This is a genomic window from Agarilytica rhodophyticola (assembly GCF_002157225.2).
GTDB classification, from domain to species: domain Bacteria; phylum Pseudomonadota; class Gammaproteobacteria; order Pseudomonadales; family Cellvibrionaceae; genus Agarilytica; species Agarilytica rhodophyticola.
Window position 1 is genome coordinate 5041769 of the sequence record NZ_CP020038.1, and the last position, 24990, is coordinate 5066758.

Annotated in this window: 25 protein-coding genes; 18 read left to right on the forward strand and 7 right to left on the reverse strand. The window is 42.4% G+C overall.

Going from position 1 to position 24990, the window contains the following annotated elements; all coding sequences use genetic code 11:
• Window positions 1-9: 9 nt before the first annotated feature.
• Complete coding sequence (glk, locus tag BVC89_RS20890; RefSeq protein WP_086933059.1) at window positions 10-969, reverse strand: glucokinase; 960 nt, start codon at window positions 967-969, stop codon at window positions 10-12.
• Window positions 970-1276: 307 nt separating this feature from the next.
• On the opposite strand from glk, the gene pdsR reads away from it, so the two are divergent.
• The 3 genes from pdsR to rpsT all read left to right on the forward strand — a co-directional run bounded on the left by pdsR (window position 1277) and on the right by rpsT (window position 4482).
• Complete coding sequence (gene pdsR, locus BVC89_RS20895) at window positions 1277-1969, forward strand: proteobacterial dedicated sortase system response regulator (protein WP_086933060.1); 693 nt, start codon at window positions 1277-1279, stop codon at window positions 1967-1969.
• 77 nt (window positions 1970-2046) lie between these two features.
• Entirely contained in the window at window positions 2047-4065 is a 2019-nt protein-coding gene (locus BVC89_RS20900) for an ATP-binding protein (protein ID WP_158658053.1), read from the forward strand.
• Between the two features lie 150 nt (window positions 4066-4215).
• Window positions 4216-4482 (forward strand): 30S ribosomal protein S20, encoded by a 267-nt coding sequence (rpsT, locus tag BVC89_RS20905; RefSeq protein ID WP_086933062.1) that lies wholly within the window; start codon window positions 4216-4218, stop codon window positions 4480-4482.
• An 81-nt stretch (window positions 4483-4563) separates the two neighbouring features.
• Here the strand turns inward: rpsT and BVC89_RS20910 are convergent, their stop codons facing one another.
• Window positions 4564-5115, reverse strand: a complete 552-nt coding sequence (locus BVC89_RS20910; RefSeq protein ID WP_086933063.1) for a hypothetical protein — start codon at window positions 5113-5115, stop codon at window positions 4564-4566.
• Between the two features lie 159 nt (window positions 5116-5274).
• Between BVC89_RS20910 and BVC89_RS20915 the strand changes: the two genes are divergently transcribed.
• From BVC89_RS20915 to BVC89_RS20925, 3 genes are read left to right on the forward strand one after another with little or no spacing between them, the layout of a single operon-like run.
• Complete coding sequence (locus BVC89_RS20915) at window positions 5275-6471, forward strand: beta-ketoacyl-ACP synthase (protein ID WP_086933064.1); 1197 nt, start codon at window positions 5275-5277, stop codon at window positions 6469-6471.
• Window positions 6472-6484: 13 nt separating this feature from the next.
• Complete coding sequence (locus BVC89_RS20920) at window positions 6485-7342, forward strand: beta-ketoacyl synthase chain length factor (RefSeq protein ID WP_158658054.1); 858 nt, start codon at window positions 6485-6487, stop codon at window positions 7340-7342.
• Between the two features lie 42 nt (window positions 7343-7384).
• On the forward strand, window positions 7385-8986 hold the full coding sequence (locus BVC89_RS20925; protein WP_086933066.1) for an NAD(P)/FAD-dependent oxidoreductase: 1602 nt from the start codon (window positions 7385-7387) through the stop codon (window positions 8984-8986).
• A gap of 30 nt (window positions 8987-9016) precedes the next feature.
• Here BVC89_RS20925 and BVC89_RS20930 read toward each other — a convergent pair whose 3' ends face one another.
• Together BVC89_RS20930 and BVC89_RS20935 are read right to left on the reverse strand one after the other, a co-directional pair.
• On the reverse strand, window positions 9017-10426 hold the full coding sequence (locus BVC89_RS20930; protein WP_086933067.1) for an AMP-binding protein: 1410 nt from the start codon (window positions 10424-10426) through the stop codon (window positions 9017-9019).
• 14 nt (window positions 10427-10440) lie between these two features.
• Entirely contained in the window at window positions 10441-10707 is a 267-nt protein-coding gene (locus tag BVC89_RS20935) for a phosphopantetheine-binding protein (RefSeq protein WP_086933068.1), read from the reverse strand.
• Window positions 10708-11330: 623 nt separating this feature from the next.
• Here BVC89_RS20935 and BVC89_RS20940 point away from each other — a divergent pair.
• The 10 genes from BVC89_RS20940 to BVC89_RS29915 all read left to right on the forward strand — a co-directional run bounded on the left by BVC89_RS20940 (window position 11331) and on the right by BVC89_RS29915 (window position 19868).
• On the forward strand, window positions 11331-12284 hold the full coding sequence (locus BVC89_RS20940; RefSeq protein WP_086933069.1) for a chorismate transformation FkbO/Hyg5 family protein: 954 nt from the start codon (window positions 11331-11333) through the stop codon (window positions 12282-12284).
• Between the two features lie 15 nt (window positions 12285-12299).
• Window positions 12300-13070 carry a lysophospholipid acyltransferase family protein gene (locus tag BVC89_RS20945; RefSeq protein ID WP_086933070.1) on the forward strand — a complete coding sequence of 257 codons (771 nt, stop codon included), beginning with the start codon at window positions 12300-12302 and terminating at the stop codon, window positions 13068-13070.
• Between the two features lie 303 nt (window positions 13071-13373).
• A complete protein-coding gene (locus BVC89_RS20950; protein WP_086933071.1) occupies window positions 13374-13652 on the forward strand; it encodes an acyl carrier protein in 279 nt (92 codons plus the stop codon).
• A gap of 26 nt (window positions 13653-13678) precedes the next feature.
• On the forward strand, window positions 13679-14086 hold the full coding sequence (locus tag BVC89_RS20955) for an acyl-CoA thioesterase (protein ID WP_086933072.1): 408 nt from the start codon (window positions 13679-13681) through the stop codon (window positions 14084-14086).
• Window positions 14087-14094: 8 nt separating this feature from the next.
• Complete coding sequence (locus tag BVC89_RS20960; RefSeq protein ID WP_158658055.1) at window positions 14095-14787, forward strand: outer-membrane lipoprotein carrier protein LolA; 693 nt, start codon at window positions 14095-14097, stop codon at window positions 14785-14787.
• Between the two features lie 2 nt (window positions 14788-14789).
• Window positions 14790-17126, forward strand: coding sequence for an MMPL family transporter (locus BVC89_RS20965; protein ID WP_158658056.1), 2337 nt, complete (start codon window positions 14790-14792; stop codon window positions 17124-17126).
• Window positions 17123-17644, forward strand: coding sequence for a hotdog family protein (locus BVC89_RS20970; protein WP_086933075.1), 522 nt, complete (start codon window positions 17123-17125; stop codon window positions 17642-17644). The genes BVC89_RS20965 and BVC89_RS20970 overlap by 4 nt, the downstream gene beginning before the upstream one ends.
• Window positions 17641-18372, forward strand: coding sequence for a 3-ketoacyl-ACP reductase FabG2 (locus BVC89_RS20975; RefSeq protein ID WP_086933076.1), 732 nt, complete (start codon window positions 17641-17643; stop codon window positions 18370-18372). Before BVC89_RS20970 ends, BVC89_RS20975 begins: the two co-directional genes overlap by 4 nt.
• A gap of 42 nt (window positions 18373-18414) precedes the next feature.
• A complete protein-coding gene (locus BVC89_RS20980) occupies window positions 18415-19650 on the forward strand; it encodes a beta-ketoacyl-ACP synthase (RefSeq protein ID WP_086933077.1) in 1236 nt (411 codons plus the stop codon).
• 77 nt (window positions 19651-19727) lie between these two features.
• Entirely contained in the window at window positions 19728-19868 is a 141-nt protein-coding gene (locus BVC89_RS29915; protein ID WP_158658057.1) for a hypothetical protein, read from the forward strand.
• A 69-nt stretch (window positions 19869-19937) separates the two neighbouring features.
• Here the strand turns inward: BVC89_RS29915 and BVC89_RS20990 are convergent, their stop codons facing one another.
• From BVC89_RS20990 to BVC89_RS21005, 3 genes are all read right to left on the reverse strand, one after another.
• Window positions 19938-20372, reverse strand: a complete 435-nt coding sequence (locus tag BVC89_RS20990) for a DUF4279 domain-containing protein (RefSeq protein WP_086933079.1) — start codon at window positions 20370-20372, stop codon at window positions 19938-19940.
• Window positions 20373-20448: 76 nt separating this feature from the next.
• Window positions 20449-20979 carry a P-loop nucleotide/nucleoside kinase family protein gene (locus BVC89_RS20995; protein WP_086933080.1) on the reverse strand — a complete coding sequence of 177 codons (531 nt, stop codon included), beginning with the start codon at window positions 20977-20979 and terminating at the stop codon, window positions 20449-20451.
• Between the two features lie 513 nt (window positions 20980-21492).
• Complete coding sequence (locus BVC89_RS21005; protein ID WP_086933082.1) at window positions 21493-23067, reverse strand: alkaline phosphatase D family protein; 1575 nt, start codon at window positions 23065-23067, stop codon at window positions 21493-21495.
• Between the two features lie 442 nt (window positions 23068-23509).
• On the opposite strand from BVC89_RS21005, the gene BVC89_RS21010 reads away from it, so the two are divergent.
• Entirely contained in the window at window positions 23510-24406 is an 897-nt protein-coding gene (locus tag BVC89_RS21010) for a GGDEF domain-containing protein (protein WP_086933083.1), read from the forward strand.
• A gap of 220 nt (window positions 24407-24626) precedes the next feature.
• Window positions 24627-24767, forward strand: coding sequence for a hypothetical protein (locus BVC89_RS29920; RefSeq protein ID WP_158658058.1), 141 nt, complete (start codon window positions 24627-24629; stop codon window positions 24765-24767).
• The last annotated feature ends 223 nt before the right edge of the window (window positions 24768-24990 follow it).

Consider the following 24990-nt stretch of genomic DNA (forward strand, 5'->3'; position numbering starts at 1 on the left):
GCAAACTAACTATAAGCTCCCTATCCAAGTTGCAGCACCCAAAAGTGCGATATGATCATAGCCTATCAAATAGACGGGAACATTTTGAACATAGTGACTCATGACCCCTTTGTTAGAAAAACGCTCGCCAAACTCACTATCTTTTAAAAAGTCCACAAAACGAGGGACCACACCACCAGATAAATATACGCCGCCTTTGCCGCCATAGGTCAAAACCAGATTACTAGAGACGGTTCCTAGAAAACAGCAAAAAGTATGCAGGGCTTTAAGACATTGGGCATCATCCCTCGCTAGCGCTCTGGCAGTAACATCCTTGGGCTGTAATTGACTGACAGCAACGCCCTCCACATCACATACACACTGATACAGATTAACCAAGCCTGGGCCTGAGACATAAGTTTCGGCAGAAACATAGCCAAAACGTTGTAGGCCTGCAGCGATCACTTCAGCTTCAAATTTTGTTGCTGGAGCCATATTCACGTGCCCACCTTCGCTGGGAATAGGCAGCCAAGAACCACTGTTATAAGCTAAGCCGGCAACACCTAAACCTGTGCCAGCCCCCAATACCGCTTTATTTGCCTTAGGATTAATGACACCAGACTTGATCTCAATGAGGTCTTTATCGGTTAAGCTACTAGTTCCAACAGCTACTGCAGCGAAATCATTAATAACATCAAAAGCAGCAAAGTCGAAGCGAGCTTGAACCGCACTTTTTGAAAAAGACCAAGGGAGGTTGGTCATTTTAACAACATCACCGTCAATCGGCCCTGCAATTGCCACGCACGCTGCACGTGCTTGCACACCATTTAGTGAAGCAATATAAGCCTCTAGGGCATCCTCAAACTGTGGATAGTCAGCACCGTTAAGCACATTAATGTGTTCAATTACAAATTGCTCTTGGCTTTTTTCAGTAACTAAAGCAAAACGCGCATTAGTACCACCGATATCGGCGACTATATATGGAAACATTATGGCCCTCTTAGATTCATTCACTTTGTTGACTTACATTCTTGCTTAAATATCCGCTTGCTCACAACTCGCTAATAAAAAGGAGCCTAGGTTTTGCATTCATTATCGGCTCCAGCCAGCAAGTATGACATAGGCCCCGCGAGGTACAAAGCCTGTATTGTGACGGTTTGGTTCTGATAGAATCCGTACATTAATTGTGTGGAGCAAACACTCCGTGCCATCGGCGTAGCCGGTGCAAGCCATTGAAAATCAATAAGGTAGGGCAACTAAAAAGACAATTTTATTTGCCCTTAAAAGTTAAAAATTTATGCCCAAACATATTGCTATTGTTGAAGACGAAGACGCTATTGCGCAAAACTATTGCGATGCCTTACGCAGGCAAGGTTATAAAGTCAGCCATTATCGCTCTCGCCCTGAGGCTAATGAGGCATTCGCATCACGGCTTCCAGATTTAGCCATTATTGACATTGGCCTGGGAGATGAAATCGAAGGGGGGTTTGATCTGTGCCGCGACCTGCGGTCGAGATCACCAGAATTGCCCATTATCTTTCTTACCGCTCGAGATAATGAATTTGATGTGGTGTCCGGGCTGCGTCTAGGTGCTGACGACTATCTCACTAAAGATATCAGTCAAGTACATATGTTAGCCAGAATTACAGCGCTGTTTCGTCGTATCGACAGTCTGCAAAAACCTACTAATCAAGAAACAGAAATTAAACGTGGCAAGCTAACACTCAATATGGATCGTATGATTGCCCAATGGCAGGAACAATTAGTCGACCTGACTATTACCGAAATTTGGATTGTCCACTGCTTGGCCCTCCATCCAGGACATGTGAAGAATCGTCAACAACTTATGGACGCAGCTAACGTTGTGCTAGACGATAATACTATTACTTCGCATATCAAGCGGATTCGCAAGAAATTTAAAATACACGACGATAATTTCGATTGTATTCAAACAGCCTACGGCATGGGATATCGTTGGCAAACTGAATAGCGATCTTATTTCTATCTTCTATTAACAGCTATAAAGCGAGATGCTTTCTCAACATTATGCGCCTTCGCAAACAACTTATGTTTCTGAGCTTGATAACCCTCGCTTTGCCTTGGGTGGGTTGTCAATATATCCATGAAATGGACGCGACTTTACGACAAGGCCAATCCAATTCATTAGCAGCCACAGCCCAGGCCGTAGTCGCTCGTTTTGCCAGTGACCCAGCACTTCGTCAAGGTATTGAACGATATGCTCACTTACAATCTCCCCTATACGTCCATGACCTAAGAGAACCATTATGGCATGACGGTTACAGTGATGACTGGTTTGAGCGAGGTCTTATTGACCAGCAACATAGTTTACCCAACCAACCAAAGTTGGCCGTGTGGCAAGACCAGCTACATATTTTTTTAAAGGTCGAAGCCTCTTCATTACAGTATTTTAATCCCGCTTCAGAAACCTTAAATCAAAGCCATCATTTATTGTTATTTACCAATCAAGGTAATTATGCGCTATTCGCCAGTGCGCCAGGGAAGTTCAATGCCATCCAATATATCGATAACAAAATCGTTAATACAAAAACGCTTGAACACCGCATAAAAGGTGTCTGGTTAGAATGGGCGCAGGGATATCAGGTAGAAATTTCTCTGCCTATCTCCTGGGCCAAAGAGGGAATTGCATTTGCCAGTTACGAGCCAGAACAAGGCATACAGTATCTTAATAATTCTGGACGTATCATGCAGCCCATCATCGTCGAGTCCGCGACATTGGCAAATGAGCTTAAGGTATTTTCTTCTGCTCATACACAGTTACATATTGTCACTGATAGCGGCCATTTAATCGCTTCATCAGGGCAATTAAAGAAACGCTCCAAGCAACAACAACATGGCTTTTTAGAATGGCTCTACGCTTTGGCCCCAGGAAATCGCAACTATCCCCAGCTCCCTCAACATCACTCAAATGGCGTTATGTTGGATGGCAGCAGCATGCAAGTGCTCACTCGCAAGAACGCCTTATCGGCTTGGTATCAATTAGACGATCAAGCTATTGTGCGAGCCGCTTTACCCATTCGCAGCAAAGAGAACAATACGATTATCGGTGCCATCATCGCTGAGCAGAGTGCGTCTTCACTATCCGACGCGACCAACAATGCACTTAACCGCTTACTAGCATACTCATTCTTAGCCTCTACTTTTGCTGGGGTTGCCTTGGTGTTATACGCCACCTGGCTATCACTGCGTATTCGCAGACTGAGCGAAGCTGCCAGTGATGCTATCAGTGACAAAGGTAAGATTAACGAAGACTTTCCTATCTCTAAAAATGGTGATGAGATTGGCGATTTATCGCGCAGTTATGCCAATTTGCTATCTCGTTTACGAGAGTACACAGATTATTTAAGAACCCTGTCGAACACCCTCTCCCATGAGTTGAGGACGCCGCTGGCGATTGTGCTTTCGTCGCTGGATAACTTAGAACATGAAGCTCTTGGTGAACAAGCCCAAACCTATGCTGAACGGGCACGCGCAGGAGCAAGCAGGCTATCGCACATCCTCAATGCAATGAGCGCCGCTAGCCGAGTGGAACAAGCGATCGATGCAGCGGAGGTGGAAACTATCGATTGCACTCCCTTTATAAACTTTCTTGTGCAAGCTTATCAGGATGCCTACCCTCAGGTGCACTTCAAACTTGTTACGCAACCAGCTCAACAACCAAAGATCACAGGATCTGCAGAATTACTCGTACAAGCCTTTGACAAATTGATCGATAACGCAGCCGACTTCTGCCCCGCTAACGGCCTGATTGAAATCGGCCTGAAGCAAGAAAAAAACAGGGTGATTTTTAGCTTTCGTAACGAAGGACCATTGTTACCAGAAAATATGCAAGGTCGCCTTTTTGACTCCATGGTATCCCTTAGAGACAAAGCCAGCCCAAAAGACACTCCTGCACAAGGAACGAGCACCCCCAAAGACAAACACCACCTTGGCTTAGGCCTTTACATTGTCCGCCTTATTAGTGATTTCCATCAGGGTGAGGTGGATGGTTTTAACGCCCCTGATGACAGTGGTGTCATATTTGAAATTCGCCTGCCCGCCCTCTAAGCACTAAATTGAGGGGCTACAACAAGAATATCTACTTGACATCGGCCTGCAAACGGGCATAATGCCGCGTCTTTAATTTGCCCCTCAACGGGCTTATTACTTTATTTAATTAGAATTTTTATTCAATAGAATTATATAGGAGCATTCACGGTGGCAAATTCACCCCAAGCGAAAAAGCGCGCTCGTCAAAACGATAAAGCTCGCCGTCATAACGCTAGCCTGCGCTCCATGGTTCGCACCTATCTTAAAAAAGTAGATGCAGCGATAGAAGCAGGCGACACTGAAGCAGCAAAAACTGCATATTCACAAGCTGTGCCTGTACTTGATCGCGTTGCAGATAAAGGTATTTTCCACAAAAACAAGGCTGCTCGCCATAAGAGCCGTCTAAACGCCAAGATCAAAGCTATGGCGGCATAAGTTTTTGTACGAAGACATAAAAAAACCGGCTATAGCCGGTTTTTTTATGTCTGAAAATAGCGTTCAACACGCTCATAGCAGTTAGAGTCGTACTTCTTCCACAATTCCCTTTTCATTAAAATCGATAGCTTTACGCTTAAAGCGGTTCAACCAATACATCCAGGTATAGCCGTCGAGATCTGGGTTGGCATGTGGCGGCGGATGCCCCATTGCATAGAGAACACCTTGCTTAGTCATACCAACATAGGGAATACCTTTACGTATGCCTTTACGATCGATTTCACTGAGCTTTTTAACCTTATCAGCCTCACATTTATTGCCAAAAAACTTCTGCAAAGCTTCATCAAAAGATACGCCTGATTTTTTTGTATGCTTATCGTACAACATCGTATATTCGACCGATTTCCATTCAAAAATAAACTTTTTCTTATTTTTCTTTACCACCGTAACCTCAGCACACATGGGAATGAGATCCGCCAACTGATAATTCATCGTATACAATCGTTGGCGGGCAACATCCGGATGCAAGTTAGAAAGCAATTGCAGTTTTTCACCTGGATTAAAATCCGCAGCAAAACTATTGGATGCAAATGCCATTAACAGTATGAGAATTGACGAATAATATCGCGTCATAGATAACTCCAATTTCCTTGTTTATTGAAGTACTAATTCTACAAAAAAATAGCGTATAAGCTATTTTTTTATTTTTTCAATGGCGGGTTTTGGCAATTAGACCACCGCATAGAATCGATTTATAATTAACTATTATTATGCCAATGGACATTTAATATTTTGAAAGCATCAGACATTGTTATTTTGGACTATCAAACAACGTGCGCGGCAGGCACGGGTAACACAGCATTACGACAGGCCATTGCACAGCAGCAAAGCGGCTTGCGCAAGAATGATATGGTCAATGTCGAACTCAACACCTGGATTGGTCGAGTACCTGAAATTGACGACGTACAATGGACAGAGCCGCAAGTGGGATGGAAAAGTCGCAATAATGCGCTCATACAGCTGGCCTTAAACCAAGGCAACTTCATGCAATCCATTGAACGAGTGAAACGTGAGTTTTCACGCGAGCGCGTAGGCTTGATTATGGGATCGAGCACTTCCAGTATCGATCGAGCTGAGGAAGCTTACGGCCAACTAGAAGATGATCAGCACTTGCCCCACGCTTTTCAGCAAGAATACGTGTTAAATCCTCACGCACCGGCCTTATACGCAGCCCATGTGTGTGGCATATCAGGGCCTGCTATCACTATTAACACAGCATGCTCATCCTCAGCAAAAGTTTTTGCCAGTGCTGCAAGGTGGTTAAATTTAGGCTTGGTGGATGCGGTGGTTGTAGGTGGAGCGGATACTCTTTGCATGAGTGTATTATACGGTTTCCACTCGTTGCAGCTAGTCTCCGAAAAGCCGTGCAAACCTTTCGATGAACAACGCGATGGTATTAATTTAGGTGAGGCTGCAGGCTTTGCTATTCTCACTCGCAAGGAAAATAGCCCCGAACATACCGGCATAAAGTTAAGTGGTTTCGGCGAAAGTTCAGACGCCCATCATATGTCTCACCCCCACCCTGATGGTTTAGGGGCAAAAAAGGCGATAGAGCAAGCACTACAAGGTGCCGCGCTGACAACGGATGATATTGATTATATCAACCTACACGGGACAGCAAGTCGCGCCAATGACCACATCGAAGGCTCTTTAATTGCCAATATGTTTAGCCAAAATACCGTGGCTAGTTCGACGAAAGGCTGGATGGGTCATACCTTAGGTGCAGCTGGCATTATCGAAGCAATTATCGCACTGGATACTCTGCACACCAGTGTGCTTCCGGGCACCCTCAACTTAGAGCAGGTAGACCAGTCTATCGGTTTGGCAATGAGCCCTCATAACCAGCAACGTAAAGTCCGTCATGTTATGTCCAATTCCTTTGGCTTCGGCGGCAATAATTGCTGTCTACTCTTTAGCAACATGCATTAATTAGGCGATCACTGTGACCCATAACAACAATAGCTTGCGCTGCAATATCATAGGAATTGGCGCGTGGGGGCCAGGCTTTAACAATTGGCCCGAATTAAAAGCCCTACTCCTTCAGCAAAATCAAACACACGAAGAGAGCCCAAAGCCTGTAACACCTAAGCCCACCATTATTCCAGCGAATGAGCGCAGACGCTCACCTCTGCCTGTAAAAATAGCAGTAGAGACCTCATGGCAGGCAGCGCAGCAATCGACCCTTGAGCCCCACGATATGGCATGCGTCTTTGGCTCTGGTCTCGGCGATACGGAAATTACCAACTACATGTGTCGCGCACTCAACAACGAACTCAAACAACTATCGCCAACGAAGTTTCATAATTCGGTGCACAACGCCGCTGCTGGTTACTGGACAATCAGTACAGATTGTATGAAATCTGCCAACTCTATTGCCGCCTACGACAATACAGCGGGGCTGGCATTGCTTGAAGGACTCAGTCAATGTGTGTATCAGGATGAGTTGGTACTTGTCACTTTGTTTGACGATAAAGCGCACAATGCCTATCGCGATATCTTCCCCTGCGATACAGCCTTTTCTGCAGCACTGGTATTGAGCCCTGAGCAACATCATAGTGACAAAAGTATCGCTAGATTAGATATGCAACTGGGTAGCCGCGGTAGTGCGCCGATTTCACCAGAGCCGATAGCTAACGCCCACCTAGATACTCTCTACCATCAAAACCCTGCCGCAAAAATACTTAATGTGCTGCAGGCTATAGCCAAATTGGATGACGCAAGCCCAAGTGCTCAGGTACAACTGAACATAAGCGAGAACACCCAGGTAACTTTTGACATAGCACAATATAACGCTGGCTAAAGCGATATAACGTGTGCCAACACCGTAAAAAGGATGTCTATAATGAAACTGAAAACAGATGCTGTCATTGCCGGTGGTGGGCTCGCAGGTCTAGGCTTAGCCTACCAATTAAAATCCGCGTCACCCGAACTAGATGTTGTGGTACTGGATAAACGTAAATTCCCTGTACCAAGAGCGATTACCAAAGTAGGTGAATCGACGGTTGAAATTGGCTCGCACTATTTATCAAAGCATCTTAAGCTTGCGGATCATTTAAAACATGAACATTTAAAAAAGTTTGGTATTCGCATATTTTTTGGCGAGGGCGCCGATGATTTCAGTCAACAAGATGAACTTGGCGCAAGCCAAACCTTCGGTATTCCCACCTATCAAATAGACCGTGGAGATATTGAAAATCATTTAGCCTGTGAATTAAAAGGCATGGGTGTACAGCTGATCGATAACGCCGATATCCAGCACTTATTGATCAACCAAGATGCATTAAAAGATAGCCACAAAGAAGATAAAAAACACCATTTGCAGGCACAAACAGATACTGATCGCTATGATATAGACGCTCGCTGGCTACTGGATGCTTCAGGGCGAAGAGCCTTTATTAAGCAACAGCTCAATTTACACAAAAATAACCAACACCAGGCCAACGCCATTTGGTTTCGTATCGATAAGACCATTGAAATTGACCAATGGAGTGAGCAAGAGTCTTGGCATAGGCGCTGTATGCCGCAAGGAAAGCGCTGGCTAAGTACCAATCATCTTGTAGGCCCTGGTTACTGGGTCTGGATTATCCCTCTCGCTTCAGGAATCACTAGTATTGGCATTGTTATGGATAACCAAGCGTTTGATGAAAGCCAGATTGAATGTGAGCAAAGCGCTATGTCTTGGTTGCATAAAAATCAAAGCCGCTGTGCCGAAGCTATCGGTGAGGCAAATTTTTTAGATTTTGTGGTATTAAAAGATTATTCCTATAGCTGCAAGCAATTATTTAGCGACAACGGCTGGGGTATCACTGGTGAAGCAGGTTTGTTTGCTGACCCTCTCTATTCTCCAGGCAGCGATTTTATTGCCATTAATAATGGTTTTATTGATGACTTAGTACGATCAGATGCAAAGGGAGAAGATATTCGTTTTAAACGTGCATTATATGAAAGATTGCATTTTTCAATTTATAACAACACTCTGTCGTTATACACCGGTCAATACGGCGGCTTTGGCGATCGCCAAATGATGGGGCTAAAACTACTGTGGGATTATTCCTATTATTGGGGTGTTTTGTCTTTGTTATTTTTCCAAAATGTATTAACTGACATCGCGCGTATGCGCAAATTAAGTGTGGTGTTACAAAAAGCCCAAACCCTCAACCAGCAGGTTCAATCTCACTTTAGACAGCGCGCCGAGAAGCGTTTAATTTTACCCAACCGTGGGGTATTTATGGATCAATACAAGATTCCCTGCCTCAAACATTTTAATGAAATATTAATGATGCCGGAAACAAGTGACATCGATAAACACTTGCAGGACAACGTGGCTATGATCGAGCAGATAAGCGTTAGTGTGATGAATATGTTAAGCGAAAACCCAAGTCGCCATATTGATGATGAAGAGCACAATCTTTTAGGAGATTATCGCCAAAGTATTTTGGCTTAGGGCCTGTCTGCATAACATCGAGAATACATCTTAAGATAGCGATTCAAAAAGAGCCAACAACTTTTTGCGCGGCAGTTTACCATTAGCTTCTCGAGGTAGGGCATCGACAATATGCAAAGGGCGGGGCAAAAAGACCGGGTCTAAGCGCTCGCGAAATTGTTCCATCACCCTTTCTTTGAGGTCTTCTTGGTTTTCATGGCTAGTGGTCTGACCATCGAATACCACCAGTGCAGCTAGACGATTAACTGATGCCTTATCCTCGGGCGGCAAGAACACAACCCCATCCAACACCCCCCTGGTGGCAAGCAGAATTTTATTGAGTTCCTGTAAAGAGCCTCGTTTACCTGCAATCTCTATCATATCTTCATTGCGCCCGAGCAAACGAAATTGCCTCTCCCCTACCATCTGCAAGCGATCTTGCAGTAACACTTCTGCGGGTAGATGAGCGCCACGAGCGATATATTTATTATCGTCGTCATTGTTGCCACTACTAATAAAACTAAGGCCGTTAAAAATAGTCCAACAGTCTACTTTAGACGTTTGCCGATACGACATAGAGCCTACTTCACTGCAGCCATAAACTTCTTGTAACTGTCCCCGAAACAATGTTTCTGCTTGAACCGCAAGCTCCTTTGCCAATGGCGCAGTTGCGCACAACGTCATGGCTATTGGTGGGAAGTCTAAGCCACTTAAAACCATTGCCCTAAGATGTACAGGTGTTGATACCAACATTCTAGGCTCGGGCAAATACGTCAGTATTGAACGGATATCCTTGGCAAATAAAGGCCTGGCATCACATACACACACCCGCGCCATAAGCGGCAATAATATTGAAGTTTCAAGCCCCCACATATGCTGCCCAGGCACGGTAGCTAATAACCACACGAGACGCTCTGTGGAAGGCAACATATAATTTCCATTGATATGTGTGCTATCAACAAATGTACGCCAAGGTTTATGGCTAGGAGTTGATTCTCCAGTGGAGCCGGAAGTGAAAGTAATGGCTGACAGAAAATCCAGTGCTATGTCAGGAATGGCTATCTCAGAACTTGCCTCAGTATTAGCGCTTAGAGTGAGAGAATTAATATCGAATTGCGGCATACTTTCGGCACAAACGACGCCATCGTGAAGAATATAGGTATCGCGATAGCGTTGCCCCAAGGCTTCTTGGGTCGCAATATTTTTATTCGGAGGCAATAAGTTAGTCTGCTGGCGAACAATTGCGGCGCAGAAGGCCACCATAAAAAGATAGCGATTCTCACAAAGATTGAGAGCGTAGCCTGCATCAGGCAAATGCTGCGCAAGCTGGTGCACATGGGCGAGAAAATCAGCGACAGATACGGTTCCTATATGATCTCCCAGTGGCGCTATAGGTGCTTTTGTATAGGCAATCCAATCATCTACTGAACGATTAACAAGAGGCGCATATGTATCTGTCATAGGATGCTTCTGTATTAAGGCGTATTTTCTTTTACAAACTCGCACAACGACGCTAGGGTCGCAAAAGCGTTGCGAACATTCTCATCTTCTGCCTGCATTTGTACGCCATATTTTTGCGAAATGGCAAGTGCAATTTCAAGGGCGTCAATAGAATCTAAGCCCAAACCGTCACCGAAAAGAGATTCTTCAGGATCAATTTCTTCTGCTGTGATGTCTTCCAAGTTAAGGGCTTCCACTAATAATTCAGCCATTTCGCGTTGCTCAGTAGTCTGTTCAGACATACATGTTCCTCGTGTTGCAAAGTTATAGTCTACTAGGGCCTGTTCACACTAAATTGAATCACACCTTATTGTGTCCCCTATGTTCAATTCGGGCGCAGAGTTTATACACTTTACCCTGCAAAAGCACGCCGTTTACACCTTTTGCGGCCGCACCTTATATATCAACAACTTTACCTAGCAAAAAATAGTATTAGCAAATAATGTACTGAATATTGGCGCAATACAAAATATTTCATCGAGACCCTAAGCCGTTATATCTTGATGCAATTCGATAAGGTAATAGCTTAGGGCTTGTTGACACTAATGTGACGCGGGCACACAAAGTCAGGGTTTGGCATTGTTGTTGAATCCTTTGAATAATTTCCTTAAAAATCAACATTTTGCAACAAGTATTATAGCCCCACAAGGCATTTTCTCTAGCTATCACTTAAGGCCTACCTCAGTGTCAAAATTATGCGCTAAGATAATAGTTATAGAAGCTCTTATTCTGTGGGGCCAGAAAAATATTAGCGTTGACAGCGTGCAAGCTGCCCCTGTTAACCGACACTTACTTAACTTGCACTGTTTTTTTGTATAAACTCGCGCCTTCGTGAATTATTACTCCTTAGAATAAATAGACAAGAATGTTTCGACAATATTACTCGACCAAAACACCTGAAGAATTACTCGATCAAGCGGGTGTACTTTCAGTTGTTTCATTTAACACGCAATGCCAAGCGTCAGCGACACCAGGAATCATTCCTATCGGTGTCGATTCGCTCTGCGGCCACGCGTCAGAGGTTATTGAATGTGGCTCAGGGACGGTCAAACGCGGCATCACTGGTGACTGTCAATGGAGTCACAACGATGACGTTATGTGCGCTGCGACCTGGATAGACGGCAAGGAATTTGACGACTTAGAAGCCGCCGCTGAAAAGGCCTACCTTACGATTTTAGAGCAACTGCGCGCCTTGGACTATTGCTACCCTTTCCGTTTTTGGAATTTTATCGCCGATATAAATTTAGGGGAAAGCGAAAGGGAGCGCTATAAAAAGTTTTGTACCGGACGCTTAAACGCCTTTACCAAACTTGGCTTCTCCTCTGATGTTTTCCCTGCGGCCTCAGCGGTAGGACATCATAAACAGGGCGCGGCTATATATGTATTAGCCAGTAAAGCGCCCGGGGTTCACCATGAAAACCCCAGGCAACAAAGTGCTTATCATTACCCCAAGCAATACGGTATCAGCAGCCCTTCATTCTCGCGAGCAACAAGCATTGATATTGGCAATAAAAAACTTGTTTTTATTTCCGGTACCGCAAGTATTTTGGGGCATGAAACCCGAGCTCCAGGCGATATTAATGAACAACTGCAATTAACAGTGAGTAATATTGATCACTTAATTGCACATATAAATTTAAAGCCCAGTGAGTATTACGGTACACGTGTTTATTTACGCAACAAAAAAGATTTAAATATTGCGCAAAAATTTCTCGCCGACAAACTAAGTGGTGATAACGTGACCTATACTTTTGCAGATATATGTCGATCGAATCTTGAAGTTGAGATCGAAACAGCTTTTGAAGTATTGGAGAATTAATGTAAGGCGGTCACCATGAGTCAGGTATATAAATACTGGCGTATTATCGGCACAGGCTTCAGTTTTGCTGTATTTGGCCTGGGTGCATTCATTATTGCACTGGTATTGCTTTTAGTACTCTACCCTTTCCCGCTGAAGCGCAGCTCCAAACAACGCTGCACTCGATATATTATTTGGCGGGCCACTTGGCTCTATATACGGATGATGTGGTTCTTGGGACTGCTATCGTTTGAGTTTAAAAATATCGATCAGTTGCGTTCAGATGGGCAATTAGTTATTGCCAATCACCCGTCACTACTGGATGTTGTATTTCTAATGTCCATCATGCCTAACACCAACTGTATTGTAAAAGCTGCCATGTGGAAGAACCCTTTTACTTTCGGCGTAGTATCTCTGGCGGGATATATCCCCAATAACGACAACGGCGAAGACCTTGTCAACAAAGCGGCTGAAATATTGCGTAGCGGTCAAACCCTTATTATTTTCCCTGAGGGCACACGCACAGAAGACGAGCACGATCTCAGCTTTAAGCGCGGTGCGGCCAACATAGCCCTCAAAGCACAATGCAAGATTCGTCCAGTGCTGATTGATTGCCAGCCTATGACTCTGCGTAAACACGAAAAGTGGTATGAAGTTCCAAATACACCACCGCACTTTAAATTTACGGCCTTAGACCCTCTGGATATCAATCACTGTATCGATGTCTCTCGCCCAACAAGTGTGCAGGCAAGACACCTAACGCGTTTTTTGCAAGACGAATATTCTAAATGGCTACCCCCAGCCTAGAAAACACTCCTTGCATGGCTGTTTTTCAATCAAGACATATAAGTACTTTGAGATTACAGGCAAATATCGAATTTATGGTTGTGTAGTTATTGCCCGCCTAGTAAACCTTACTCGACCTAGGGGCCTGTTAACACTAGCTTGATCACTCCTGCTTGCACTCAAAAGTGTTAGCCGAACCTTAATAAATTTTAGCGCGCTTTATCAATATAAGCTGGTATAATTTCGTTCATCAACGCAGGCCAGATAACGCTATAGCGTCTATTCAGGCCGTATTCAGTAACAATTGAAGATAATTTAAAAAACATGAGTCATACAAAGGAAGAAATTTTTAACCATATCAGCCAAGTTTTGCAGGATCAGTTTGAGATAGAAGCCGACAAGATTTCATTAGAAGCACAACTTCATGATGACTTGGATATCGACAGCATTGACGCCGTTGACCTCATGATCGAGCTAAAATCTCTCACTGGAAAAAAGATGGCCCTAGAGGACTTCCAAGAGGTCAGGACTATTGATGATGTTGTCAATGCCATCCATCGCGTCGTGCAAGAAGAAAGTGCGGCCAAACAAGACAGCCAGTAACGCCGAGTCGTTGGGCAATAGTGCAAATGATTAGCGAAAACTACTATATGGAAGTGCCATTCTTTGATGTTGATTCAATGCACATAGCGTGGCACGGACATTACTGTAAATACATCGAGTTAGCTCGCTGCAAGCTTTTGGAAAAGATTGGCTACAGCTATCAAGATATGGCGAGTTCCGGATATTCATTTCCCATTGTGGATATGCGAATAAAATACGTGAATCCGCTGACATTTGGCCAACAGATCACAATTAAGGCGACGCTTATGGAATGGCAAGTAAGGCTAAAAATTAGCTACGTGATTTGCGATAGCGAATCTGAGCAAAAACTCACACAAGCGCATACTGTGCAAGCAGCGGTAAATAATAAAACCGGTATTATGCAGCTACAATGTCCACAAGTGCTCACCGATAGAGTCAATGCCTGTTTATGATATCGAGAATGAATATATCGCCTTTTTTCAAGGATTACTTATTTTTAGGCATACTACTCATACTTGTCATTTTCGCCTCTCCGATTACACAGGCACAGCAGCCAAAACTAGCAGAGAAAAAGACATCAGAGTTGGCAGGCACAAACTTGCATTCACTGTTGCCAAAGGCATGCTATCTACTGGGTAACTATTCGCAAAATAAAACCATGTCGGGAATAAAAAAACCTCTTGAATCAGCAGGTACTTTTTTATTTTCATGCGATAGCGGTTTAATTTGGTATACACATACACCAATCAATGAAACCTTAGTTTATAGCAAGCAAGGTACACAAACAAAAATACACGCGGACGCAAAGCAAGAGAAGCTTAACAATCGCTTACACAAACATTTAAGCACCCTGTTAAATGGTTTAATTGGGGTTGATACAACTTACATTAATAAATATTTTACAGCCAAAGGCGATGAGCAGAACATACAGTTGATTCCAAAAAAGCGCCGCATGAAGAAGTTTATTTCCTCAATCGACTTGCAAAAAAAGCAAACCAGTACTGACATCACAATCCATCACAAGGATGATCAGAAAACTTCTATGAGTATTTTTGCCACTGAAGAACTTGCAGTATTAGATAAAGCTCAGTGCAAAATGCATTTAACATCTACGCAAGCACAAGCCGCTTGTGATATTTTATTCCAAAAATAAGTATGTTCAACCACCGACACCTGGTTAAACTCTGCCAATCTCTATCTGTTGTGCTGTTTATAGCTATTACTATTTTTTTTGTAAGGCAATTCCCACAGGGATTTAACATTGATACCAACTTGAAATCCATGTCGCCGGAGTTTGCTCCAAAGAAAGATCTCCAATACGCTATTGATAACGTATCATCTTCCATAGAAAAACGATTTACCTTAGTAGTATATGCTGAAGATAGTGACCAAGTGGAAGAAGCCTTCGATGCCTTTGTGGAATTCGTACAAGATGGAGGTTACTCTTTTTCTGTTGTCGATGGGCTAGAGAATTTCCAACGCTACACAGACCTGCTCAAGCAGTATCGTTTTCAATTACTTAGTCAGCAGCAAAGCCTACAGCTGGACAGCGTATCTGACGCGCAGCTCATGACTTCAGCAAAACATCGTCTATATAGTTTAGAAAGTAGCGCTCAAATTTTTCCAATTACCGTTGACCCTTTTGGTTTACTTAATGATTTTATCCTAAATAGTGCAAATCAACTCAATAGTAATAATTTAAATGAAGCGACAGCATTCGAGCTTGACGGCAAACAACAGTATTTTATTCCTATATTTTTCAATATAGATAAGGATGCGCTGGATCTTGAGATACAAAATAGTATTCAACAACAACTCCAACAAATCAAAGAACATATCGCCTTAGATTATCCGCAAATACAGTATCTTCACTCGGGTATTATATTTTTTGCAACGGATGCAGCAAAAAAAGCAAAAGCAGATATTTCCACCATTAGTACCGGTTCCAGTATTGGTATTTTCCTACTGCTGTTACTTACTTTTAGATCTTTTGGCGCACTGCTGTTACCAGGATTATCCATTATCTTTGGGATTGCTCTGGCCTTCACCGGTTCACATATCCTATTTGGATCTGTACACATTATCACCATTGTTTTTGGTGCAGGGCTTATCGGAGTTGTAATAGATTACTCCTTACACTCGTTCTTTCATAAAACAGATAAAAACCAAGTCTCACAGTTGTACAAGGCTTTGGCGTTCAGCTTATTTACTTCGGTTATTGGTTATGGTGCACTGGCATTTTCAGAGTTGAGTTCGCTAACACGAGTAGCTTTTTTCTCCGCTGTTGGGCTTATCGGGGCCTGGGTGATAGTAGTCGCCGCTGCACCGCAACTAAAACAAAAAGACTATACACAAAACAGTCAATTCTTAGCTCACATACTACGCATATTAAATTTTTTATTAAAAAATGTGCAAGGTAGATATTTATGGTTAACCTGTTCAGCAATATTACTTAGTTTCAGTTTTCTATTGTTTAAAGGTTCCTATGTGAACGACAGCGCTAAGATATTCTTCAGTCCTAACCCCAAGCTTTTAGAACAAGAAAAAACAGTTGCTGAACTTATCTCTTCCTACGAACCAGGAAGATACATCGTAATAAAGGGTAAGTCTGTCGAGGAAATTTATCAGCACCTGAACACGTTAAAAAACAATATCCCAAATTTTGAGAAAACATTTGGGGTTCACAAGCTATTACCGTCTCCCAAGCAACAATCCCATTACTATCAACAACAGTCGCGCTTATATCAAGAAAATGGTCTAGTTCAACAATTTCTGGCCGCTCAAGATGTAGAGCAATCTGTTATTGATAATTTACAAACGCAGTATAGACTTGCGATAGATAAGGTACTTTTACCTAGTGAACTTTTTTCCACCACCCAAAGCGGCGCTATCAGTCTCTGGCTAGAACAGCAAGAAGCTATTTTTAGCTTTATTCTAATACCCAAAGAATTTGACCACAACTCGTTAACATCATTACATCATCTCAACGACAATATTACCGTTATCAATACCGCGCAAATGGTCGAACAAAGTGTGTCATCACAAAGGCAGTCAGCCACACTTTTGCTCGCCCTAGCCTTTATTTTAGTCGCAATACTTGTTTTGTTAAGATACCGGCAGCTAGTGCAGCTGCGCTTAGTACTAGTGCCACTCAATGCTATTGCGCTGACAGTTGTAATACTATACTTTGCAGGCTTACCGCTGACCTTGTTCCACACGATGGCTATGTTCTTGGTGTTAGGCCTAGGTATGGACTACGTAATATTTGTTGCTGAGATTTCTGAGCATCGCGACCAAACTTTGCACGCCGTCATATTATCAGCGCTTACCAGCTTGCTTTCTTTTGGTCTGCTAAGTACCAGCGACTTACCCGTTGTCAGCGCCTTTGGTACAACCGTATTGATAGGTAATAGCATCAATCTTTTAGGAGCAATATTATTGTCTAATCACATAGTTTCGAAAAATAATTGCGCACTATCTGAGGCATCATGACTAAGCCTACCTGCAATACACCTACCGACAACACGCCTATTAGCTACAAGCCAGCAGAGCTAATAACCCATCGCCCTCCGATGTTACTTATCGACCACATTGATCAGTGGGGGAATGATTGGCTAGAGTGCTTAGTTGACCACCTTCCCGGCTGTTCTTTTGCTGATAACGCGGGCAAAATACCAACTTGGCTAAGCTTGGAATATATGTGCCAAGCCATAGCAGCCCTTGAAGGCATCCAACGGCTTGCAAAAGCGAAACCTATCGCCATGGGATTTGTGATGGGGTGTAAACGGCTTGAGGTAAACACACCCCACTTTCACCTTCACCAGCGTATTCGAGTGCGGGTTGAAGAAGAAATGAAAAATCAAACCAGTTTAGGGGTTTACAGTTGTCAGATAACAGATTTTGACGAACAAAGTGAGAACAATAAAGCAGTACTGGCTCATGCCACGATTAAGGCTATTATGCCGGAAAACCCGGAATCACTACTAAATTTAAAAAGGCGAAACAATTGAGTTCAACAAGAAGAGTTCTTATTACTGGAGCAAGCAGAGGTATTGGCCGCGCTTGCGCACTGAATCTGGCACAGCAGGGCTTTGATGTATGTGTGCACTATCACTCACGAGAAGACCTGGCCAATGAAGTGGTGGCAGAGATACAACAAAATAATGGTAGTGCCAGCACTCTTCAATTTGACGTTGCCGAAAGAGCTCAAGTAGCAGAAAAATTGAACGAGAACATTGAACAGCATGGCGCATTTTACGGTGTGGTGTGTAATGCAGGAATCGCTAAAGATAACGCTTTTCCTGCACTTAGCGGTGAGGATTGGGATGCAGTGATTCACACCAACCTAGACGCCTTTTACAATGTGCTCAACCCCTTGATTATGCCTATGGTAAGGCTGCGAAAGGGGGGGCGAATTGTCACTCTATCATCGGTATCAGGCCTTGTAGGCAACCGAGGACAAGCAAACTATAGTGCTGCCAAAGCTGGTATTATTGGCGCCACAAAAGCACTCGCCATCGAAATGGCAAAACGCAAAATCACTGTTAACTGTGTGGCTCCTGGTGTGATTGAGACGGAAATGACCGAAGACATCTATAAAGATGAAGCCATGAAAATGATCCCGATGAAACGCTTCGGACAAGTGGAAGAAGTGGCGGCAACAGTAAGATTTCTCATGTCAGACGAAGCAGGCTATATTACACGGCAAGTGATCAGCGTTAACGGTGGTATGTGTTAACAAGGGAGGGCTACCTGCCCACAGTAGTAAGAGTATTAGAATATGAATAAAAAGCGTGTTGTCATCACGGGGATTTCGGCCATTACTCCACTTGGAGATTCCTGGCGTGAGTTTAAGCAAAATTTACAGGAAAATAACAGCAGTATTCGCTATATGCCAGAGTGGGAAAATATTAACGAGCTCAATACACGCTTAGCCGCTCCTATTGAAAATTTCTCATTACCAAAACACTACACCCGCAAAAAACTGCGCACGATGGGACGTGTATCGAGGCTTGCGGTAAGGGCAACTGAGTTAGCGTTACAAGAAGCAAATCTGCTCGATGAAGAAATCATTAAAGATGGTAGCACAGGCATTTCCTATGGCTCTTGCACCGGCTCTACCGACGCAATGCAGGATTTTTCCAAACTTATTTCCCAGTCCGATATCTCCGACGTCAATGCAACCACTTATATTCGGATGATGAGTCACACCGCTCCGGTCAATATCGCTGTTTATTTTGGCTTACAAGGACGCGTCATAGCTACATCCACTGCTTGTACTTCGGGCAGCCAGGGTATCGGCTACGCCTTTGAAGCCATACAAAGTGGTAAGCAAAACATTATGCTCGCCGGAGGCGCTGAAGAGCTATGCCCTTCTGAAGCTGCTATTTTCGATACACTCTATGCCACCAGCTTGAAAAATGATACCCCTTCACAAACACCTCGCCCTTTTGATCGCGAGCGCGATGGTTTAGTCGTAGGCGAAGGTGCGTGCACATTTGTATTAGAAGAACTGGAACATGCGCAACAACGAAATGCCAATATCATTGCAGAGGTAGTCGGCTTCGGTACCAACTGCGATGGCCAGCATGTGACACAACCAACCACAGCAACCATGGGTAAAGTCATCCAACTTGCACTTGAAGATGCGCAACTTTCTCCCGAGCAGATCGCTTATGTTAATGCTCATGGCACTGCAACTCAGCTAGGAGACGTAGCAGAGTCCCAGGCAACGCATGCGATTTTTGGTAAAGACGTAGCGATTAGCTCCCTAAAAGGCCATATTGGACACACCCTTGGTGCTTGCGGCGCAATTGAAGCCTGGGCCAGTATTCATATGATGCGTGACGCCTGGTTCGCTCCCACATTAAATTTGGAAAATGTGAGCGAAGAATGTGCTGAACTTGATTATATTACTGAACAAGGTAAGCATATAGACACTGACTATGTCATGAGTAACAACTTTGCCTTTGGCGGCATTAATACATCTCTTATTTTTAAAAAATGGAAACAATAACGGCCAAAGCAGCCTGTTCACGCTTCCTACACCTCCATTCCGTAGTTCAACTAAAACTGGATTTGGAGGTGAATAACATGACAAACACTTCTAAGAAAACCAGCACAGAGTTTGACGTTCAAATGACTTCAGCACTTATGCGGCAAACAAATGCACTTGTCCCAGCACAAAATTGTCTGCGAGTTTCACTTAATAATCTACCGTCTCATTCCGTTTAGGTTAAACGTTATAAAACTTGCTTAATCATAGTGATAACAGTGTCGGATCTAGTAAGCACCTTGTCATATTTATTCTTCATCAAGGTATGCGTGCAAAACAATTGACAGACCCAGTTCGGCTGTACTTTTTAGTAAAGAAGGATCAAGGGCAATACTCATATTGATACTATCAACACTAAACCAACCTACAAAATATTCTACTACTCCTCCACTAGAACGTATCTCTGAAATAAACGCCTTATGTTTAGCAAGATTAGTGTTCCATTGTTCTATGAATTCTTCAAAGAGTATTTTTCCCGCATCCAATTTTTTACCATTGCATAAGTCTAAGCTCCATAAAGTCTCTTTGTGATAGCCCCCAAGTGAGTGGCCTTTTCGAGTATATCTAGGATCACCAATATTATGCGCGATACTAGGCTCGAGAGACAAAGCTTGAGAAATACTTTGATAATTAAACGAAGGATGCGTTACCTTTAATGAAACGGTAAACTGATAATCTGGCATTAGGATATCCTATAAACAGAAGGCCCAACACAGCGGGCAATTGGAACGAAGTGTAAATTGCGGGTTAAAGGTATTACTAAATACATAGTTTGCGCGCAATCTCATTTGCTGATTCTTCAGCTGACATTGACGTTGTGTCTAATGATATTGAGCTTTTGCCTGGAATAGATTCGCCAAAATCAAATTGTTCTAAATAGTTGATAAGGTATTCTTTAGTTTGAATTTTATTTGTATTTTTTCGACCTTCGCTTGTGACTCTTGCTATATGCTCTTCCAAATCACATGTTATACGGACAAATTCTGCTGATACATCCAATTCGCGTAGCATCGATAGCAGGCCTTCAATAAAAAAGTCGCTGGCCTTTGTAACATAGCAGAAAGTAAATACTAATCCGTTGGCGTTTCTTAAGTGAAGTGTTTTTATAGCTTTTAGACATACATTCCTTTGATATTTTTCAAATCCATTATTTCCAAAGCCAACAACGGCACTTGCTATATCGAATGCTAAATGCTGGGGGAAAACATGCCATCCTTTTTGGGCTGCTAAATGACGTGCTATAGTTTCTTTCCCTATCCCAGACGGGCCAAAAATCATTACGAACTTCATATTTATAATTCCTTAGAGCATCTAGCGTTGCCATAAGCTGCGGCTTTGTAGTGAGCGTCAGACCTGATTGCTTTGTTCAATGTTGCTTGACTTTCTTCACCTGGTGTAGCTCTGAAAATAATAGCCTTGGTGCTTCCATAGCTTGAACATCGCTATCGGTAGGCTTCAAGTACTTTCAATCGGTTTTTCCTCTGGATTTATTGACGTCTTTAAGTTTTACGTTTTTAATCGCCCTTTTAGTTTACTCCATTTATTGAGCCAAAAACTCCCTTTTTATAGTAAGCTTTTTCTTTCTCGTTTGCTTTTCTGGCAGAGATCATCCTAATAGTATCACCTAATCGTTCTGTGTATACTATAGACAAAACTGCGAATTCGGTTGTTCCGATCTTTCAACTCTATATTCGTCTAAAAAAGCGTGATCCAACGGTAAAATATTGGGAATACACCGGAGGTTCGTAATAGGCCTCCTTTGCCAAGCTTTGTGTGATTTAATTAATATGAACAAGAACTAACTTAACCAACATTAACATCCACAATACCGTCTTTAATAGTAAGCGTATTTAAAGTATTAACAGGCGATGCGGGGTCATTAACATTATCTACTACCCGCATTGTACTATTCCACTCTTTATGATTAACCTCACACAACATATAACCGCGAAAACGATTTTCAAAAAAACGGGCGAAGGTATTTTCAGAAAACTGTTCATTCGTCTGTTGATAGCGCTGATCGCCGCCGCCACCAGATGAAATTGAAGTACTAATTAACTCACTCAGTACTGCTGGAGAATCACCATCAAAAGGATCTTTATTAATAACACCAGCATAAAAAGCATGAATTTCGCCACCAATGGCGACGGGGTTTCGCACTTTATTTTTGTCAATATGATCTATTATGCGCTGACGCGTTGAGACATAGCCATCCCACCCATCCATTTTGTAAATCGTGCCCTCACCCTTTTTAAAATCAAAAGGCCCAATAGGTGCAGTTTGTACCAGTGTATTCCAACTCGCTCCTGATGTGCCATAGCCCCTTAATAACCATGCTTCTTGCTCCTCGCCCAACATTGAACGCGAAGTGGATTTTGCCTCATCACACAAAGGGGTGTAATTAATAACTTGCCCTTTATCGTCGCGACAAGGAGGAGGGTCTCGAAATTGTCGGCAATCTAACAAATTAAATTCAAGAAGATTACCTACCTGAGTGCGCTGATAAATGCGTGCACTCCCTCTCGTATAGCGAGAATACAAACGCAGCGGCATATGTTCGTAATAGGCTTTAAACGCTGCAATTTTCCGTTGTAAAAATAATTCTTGGTCGCGAATACTCTCAGAGTACTGTCCTCCCCAATCATTTTCCACTTCGTGATCATCCCATATCGATAGCCAGGGACATGCCGCATGAGCCGCTTGTAAATGACTATCTAAACGATAACGGCTATATAAATTACGATAGTCACTTAAGGTTAAAGCATTGGCAACAGGAATACGGCGAACACCGTCTTTATAAATACTCTCGTAGATATAATCTCCGGTATGGATAATCAGCTTAGGATCTTGTTTCAACATATCTCTATAGGCAGCAAAATAACCATTGGAAATATCCTGACACGATGCGAAAGCAAATTTAAATTGCGTAATATTCGCCTCCAACAAAGGCAGTGTGCGAGTTCTACCAATGGGGCTATCTTCACCACCACAAATAAAGCGATAAAAATACTCTCTGTCTGGCTTAAGACCGTAAACTTCAACATGTACACTGTGAGCATTATCGGGCTTTGCGTGCACAGTACCGCTTTGAATAACTGTTTTCATATTTTCAGAGTCAGAAACCTGCCAGACCACAGGAATATTACTAGCGGGCAGAGATTCTGCATCATAGATATCGGCCACTAAGCGTGTCCATAATACAAAGCCTTCAGAGGATGGATCCCCAGATGCAATACCTAGCTTAAATGGGTAGTCTGTCATCCCCTTTGTACTTTTAGCGATAGCTTGAGGAACGTTAAAAAACGATTGAGCAGCGAGTACAGAAGCATAATGTAACAGCTGTCTTCGTGTAAGCAAGCGGTTTCTTTTATCTGTCATACAATTAATGCCTATTGAATACCGGAGAGTATATAGACGACTATATTAATGACTAAAAAGCGTGGCTTCAATATTAGAAGTATGACATCTTTATTAACATCATATTTGCATTAAATAGGCAAGTTACAAAATCTCAAAGGTTAAAAAACAATCTAAGCCAATATTGTACAATTTTTCATAAAACGCACTGCAACTGAATATATTTTACCAAAAATATAATAAGCCCTCTCTTATACGACACAAAAAAAATTCACCCGCCTACTTTTGTATTTATCGAGCACTAAATTATAAAAAGCACATAAAATATGCTATATTTTCTTATATACAAACCACAATTACTGCAATTCTACTACGATAAATTCTACTGCGGTAAATTCCACTAAGGCAAACAGTTACAGCCCCTAATTAATATTAGTGCAATATAGCCTTTAACTGGTGAGAAATGAAAAGTGATTTTGATGACTTAGTTTACCGAGAGATTGTTGAGACTTCTATTGATGCCGTTATTGTCACTGATAACCTTGGAAATATCGTAGCTTGGAATAACTCAGCAAAAAGGATTTTCGGCTACAGCGCCTCAGAGGTCTTAGGCAAGTATGTGCACGATATATTACCTGCTCACGACATACGTAAAAAAGCAAAAGATTCCTTTAAAAAATTTAAAGAAAAAGGCGAAGGATCGATTATCGGCAGGTCATTGCAACTAAGAGGGCTTAGAAAGAATGGAGAGGAAGTACATGTCCAATTTAGTGTCAATACAGTAAAGGTGAGAGGTGAGCTATATATTTTTGCTTTTTTAAGAGATATTACCGAACTTATTTTACTGCAAGAAAAACTTAGCTATCAAGCCATGATTGATGACCTCACAGGGATATATAATCGGCGGGCATTTATACAACAGGCAAACTCTGCATTAAATATTTCAATCCGAAATACCGAACCCTTTACCCTTATGATGCTAGATATAGATTTTTTCAAAAAGATTAATGACGAGTATGGACACAATGCAGGGGATATTGCGCTAAAAAAGTTTTCGGATAATGTCGCTAATATTATTAGACTAGGAGATATCTTCGCCCGTATTGGAGGAGAAGAGTTTATACTGAGTTTATTAAACACGTCTATTGATAATGCCCTTATACTGGCAGAGCGAATAAGGCGAGAAACAGAGAACTTAATTATTAATACTCCAGGGCAAAGTTTTAGCCTAACAGTTAGCATTGGTGTGGCATCACATCGCAAAGAGAATACTACTTTAGAACAAATTATTAACCATTGCGACAAAGCCCTTTACCAAGCAAAACAAGAAGGCAGAAACCGAGTTGTTCTATCTGAATAGTAGCCTCTAAAGCATTGCCGTGATGGCGCCATAATTAACATTCTTCCAGTCATAGTAATTATTTCCAAGATCTAGTTTTAAAATAACTAACCTAGTCTTCCACTCTCTATACTCGCGTTTTTCTACAATACCTCATAGACTTTTTTATAAATGAACATTTTTGCCAAGCCCATCACTAAAGGAATAAAACAAGTAACGCAATAGCAAACAGGGGCACAAGATGACAGCATCAGCAGAACATTTCACTTGCAGGCGGGTAAAAGAATACACACCTGATTCAAAAGTATTTGGAAAAAGTGAAGTAACAATTTTATCAATCACATTTTTTATTGCTTATACCATTACCTCTGTATTTATATAAGCAGTACAAGGCTTTGTTAAAACTAATGAATATTTTTCATCGTTTTATTTTTTAGCATCTATCTATTAACCTTGAATATAATTTATTAACATGCTGAGCATAATACCTCTTAAGCAATGCATGGATGCAGATACTACTATTTAATTATTAAATTCTTATAGTTATCAACTAAGTTAGACATAGCAAATATATCCCCTCGTATTATTCGATACGTATATCATAA

Excerpts from the sequence above, each read along its gene's own strand:
- glk (WP_086933059.1), bottom strand. The coding sequence starts at position 969 with ATGTTTCCATATATAGTCGCCGATATCGGTGGTACTAATGCGCGTTTT.
- pdsR (WP_086933060.1), top strand. The coding sequence starts at position 1,277 with ATGCCCAAACATATTGCTATTGTTGAAGACGAAGACGCTATTGCGCAA.
- BVC89_RS20900 (WP_158658053.1), top strand. The coding sequence starts at position 2,047 with ATGTTTCTGAGCTTGATAACCCTCGCTTTGCCTTGGGTGGGTTGTCAA.
- BVC89_RS20910 (WP_086933063.1), bottom strand. The coding sequence starts at position 5,115 with ATGACGCGATATTATTCGTCAATTCTCATACTGTTAATGGCATTTGCA.
- BVC89_RS20925 (WP_086933066.1), top strand. The coding sequence starts at position 7,385 with ATGAAACTGAAAACAGATGCTGTCATTGCCGGTGGTGGGCTCGCAGGT.
- BVC89_RS20930 (WP_086933067.1), bottom strand. The coding sequence starts at position 10,426 with ATGACAGATACATATGCGCCTCTTGTTAATCGTTCAGTAGATGATTGG.
- BVC89_RS20935 (WP_086933068.1), bottom strand. The coding sequence starts at position 10,707 with ATGTCTGAACAGACTACTGAGCAACGCGAAATGGCTGAATTATTAGTG.
- BVC89_RS20940 (WP_086933069.1), top strand. The coding sequence starts at position 11,331 with ATGTTTCGACAATATTACTCGACCAAAACACCTGAAGAATTACTCGAT.
- BVC89_RS20945 (WP_086933070.1), top strand. The coding sequence starts at position 12,300 with ATGAGTCAGGTATATAAATACTGGCGTATTATCGGCACAGGCTTCAGT.
- BVC89_RS20950 (WP_086933071.1), top strand. The coding sequence starts at position 13,374 with ATGAGTCATACAAAGGAAGAAATTTTTAACCATATCAGCCAAGTTTTG.
- BVC89_RS20955 (WP_086933072.1), top strand. The coding sequence starts at position 13,679 with ATGATTAGCGAAAACTACTATATGGAAGTGCCATTCTTTGATGTTGAT.
- BVC89_RS20960 (WP_158658055.1), top strand. The coding sequence starts at position 14,095 with ATGAATATATCGCCTTTTTTCAAGGATTACTTATTTTTAGGCATACTA.
- BVC89_RS20965 (WP_158658056.1), top strand. The coding sequence starts at position 14,790 with ATGTTCAACCACCGACACCTGGTTAAACTCTGCCAATCTCTATCTGTT.
- BVC89_RS20970 (WP_086933075.1), top strand. The coding sequence starts at position 17,123 with ATGACTAAGCCTACCTGCAATACACCTACCGACAACACGCCTATTAGC.
- BVC89_RS20980 (WP_086933077.1), top strand. The coding sequence starts at position 18,415 with ATGAATAAAAAGCGTGTTGTCATCACGGGGATTTCGGCCATTACTCCA.
- BVC89_RS29915 (WP_158658057.1), top strand. The coding sequence starts at position 19,728 with ATGACAAACACTTCTAAGAAAACCAGCACAGAGTTTGACGTTCAAATG.
- BVC89_RS20990 (WP_086933079.1), bottom strand. The coding sequence starts at position 20,372 with ATGCCAGATTATCAGTTTACCGTTTCATTAAAGGTAACGCATCCTTCG.
- BVC89_RS20995 (WP_086933080.1), bottom strand. The coding sequence starts at position 20,979 with ATGAAGTTCGTAATGATTTTTGGCCCGTCTGGGATAGGGAAAGAAACT.
- BVC89_RS21005 (WP_086933082.1), bottom strand. The coding sequence starts at position 23,067 with ATGACAGATAAAAGAAACCGCTTGCTTACACGAAGACAGCTGTTACAT.
- BVC89_RS21010 (WP_086933083.1), top strand. The coding sequence starts at position 23,510 with ATGAAAAGTGATTTTGATGACTTAGTTTACCGAGAGATTGTTGAGACT.
- BVC89_RS29920 (WP_158658058.1), top strand. The coding sequence starts at position 24,627 with ATGACAGCATCAGCAGAACATTTCACTTGCAGGCGGGTAAAAGAATAC.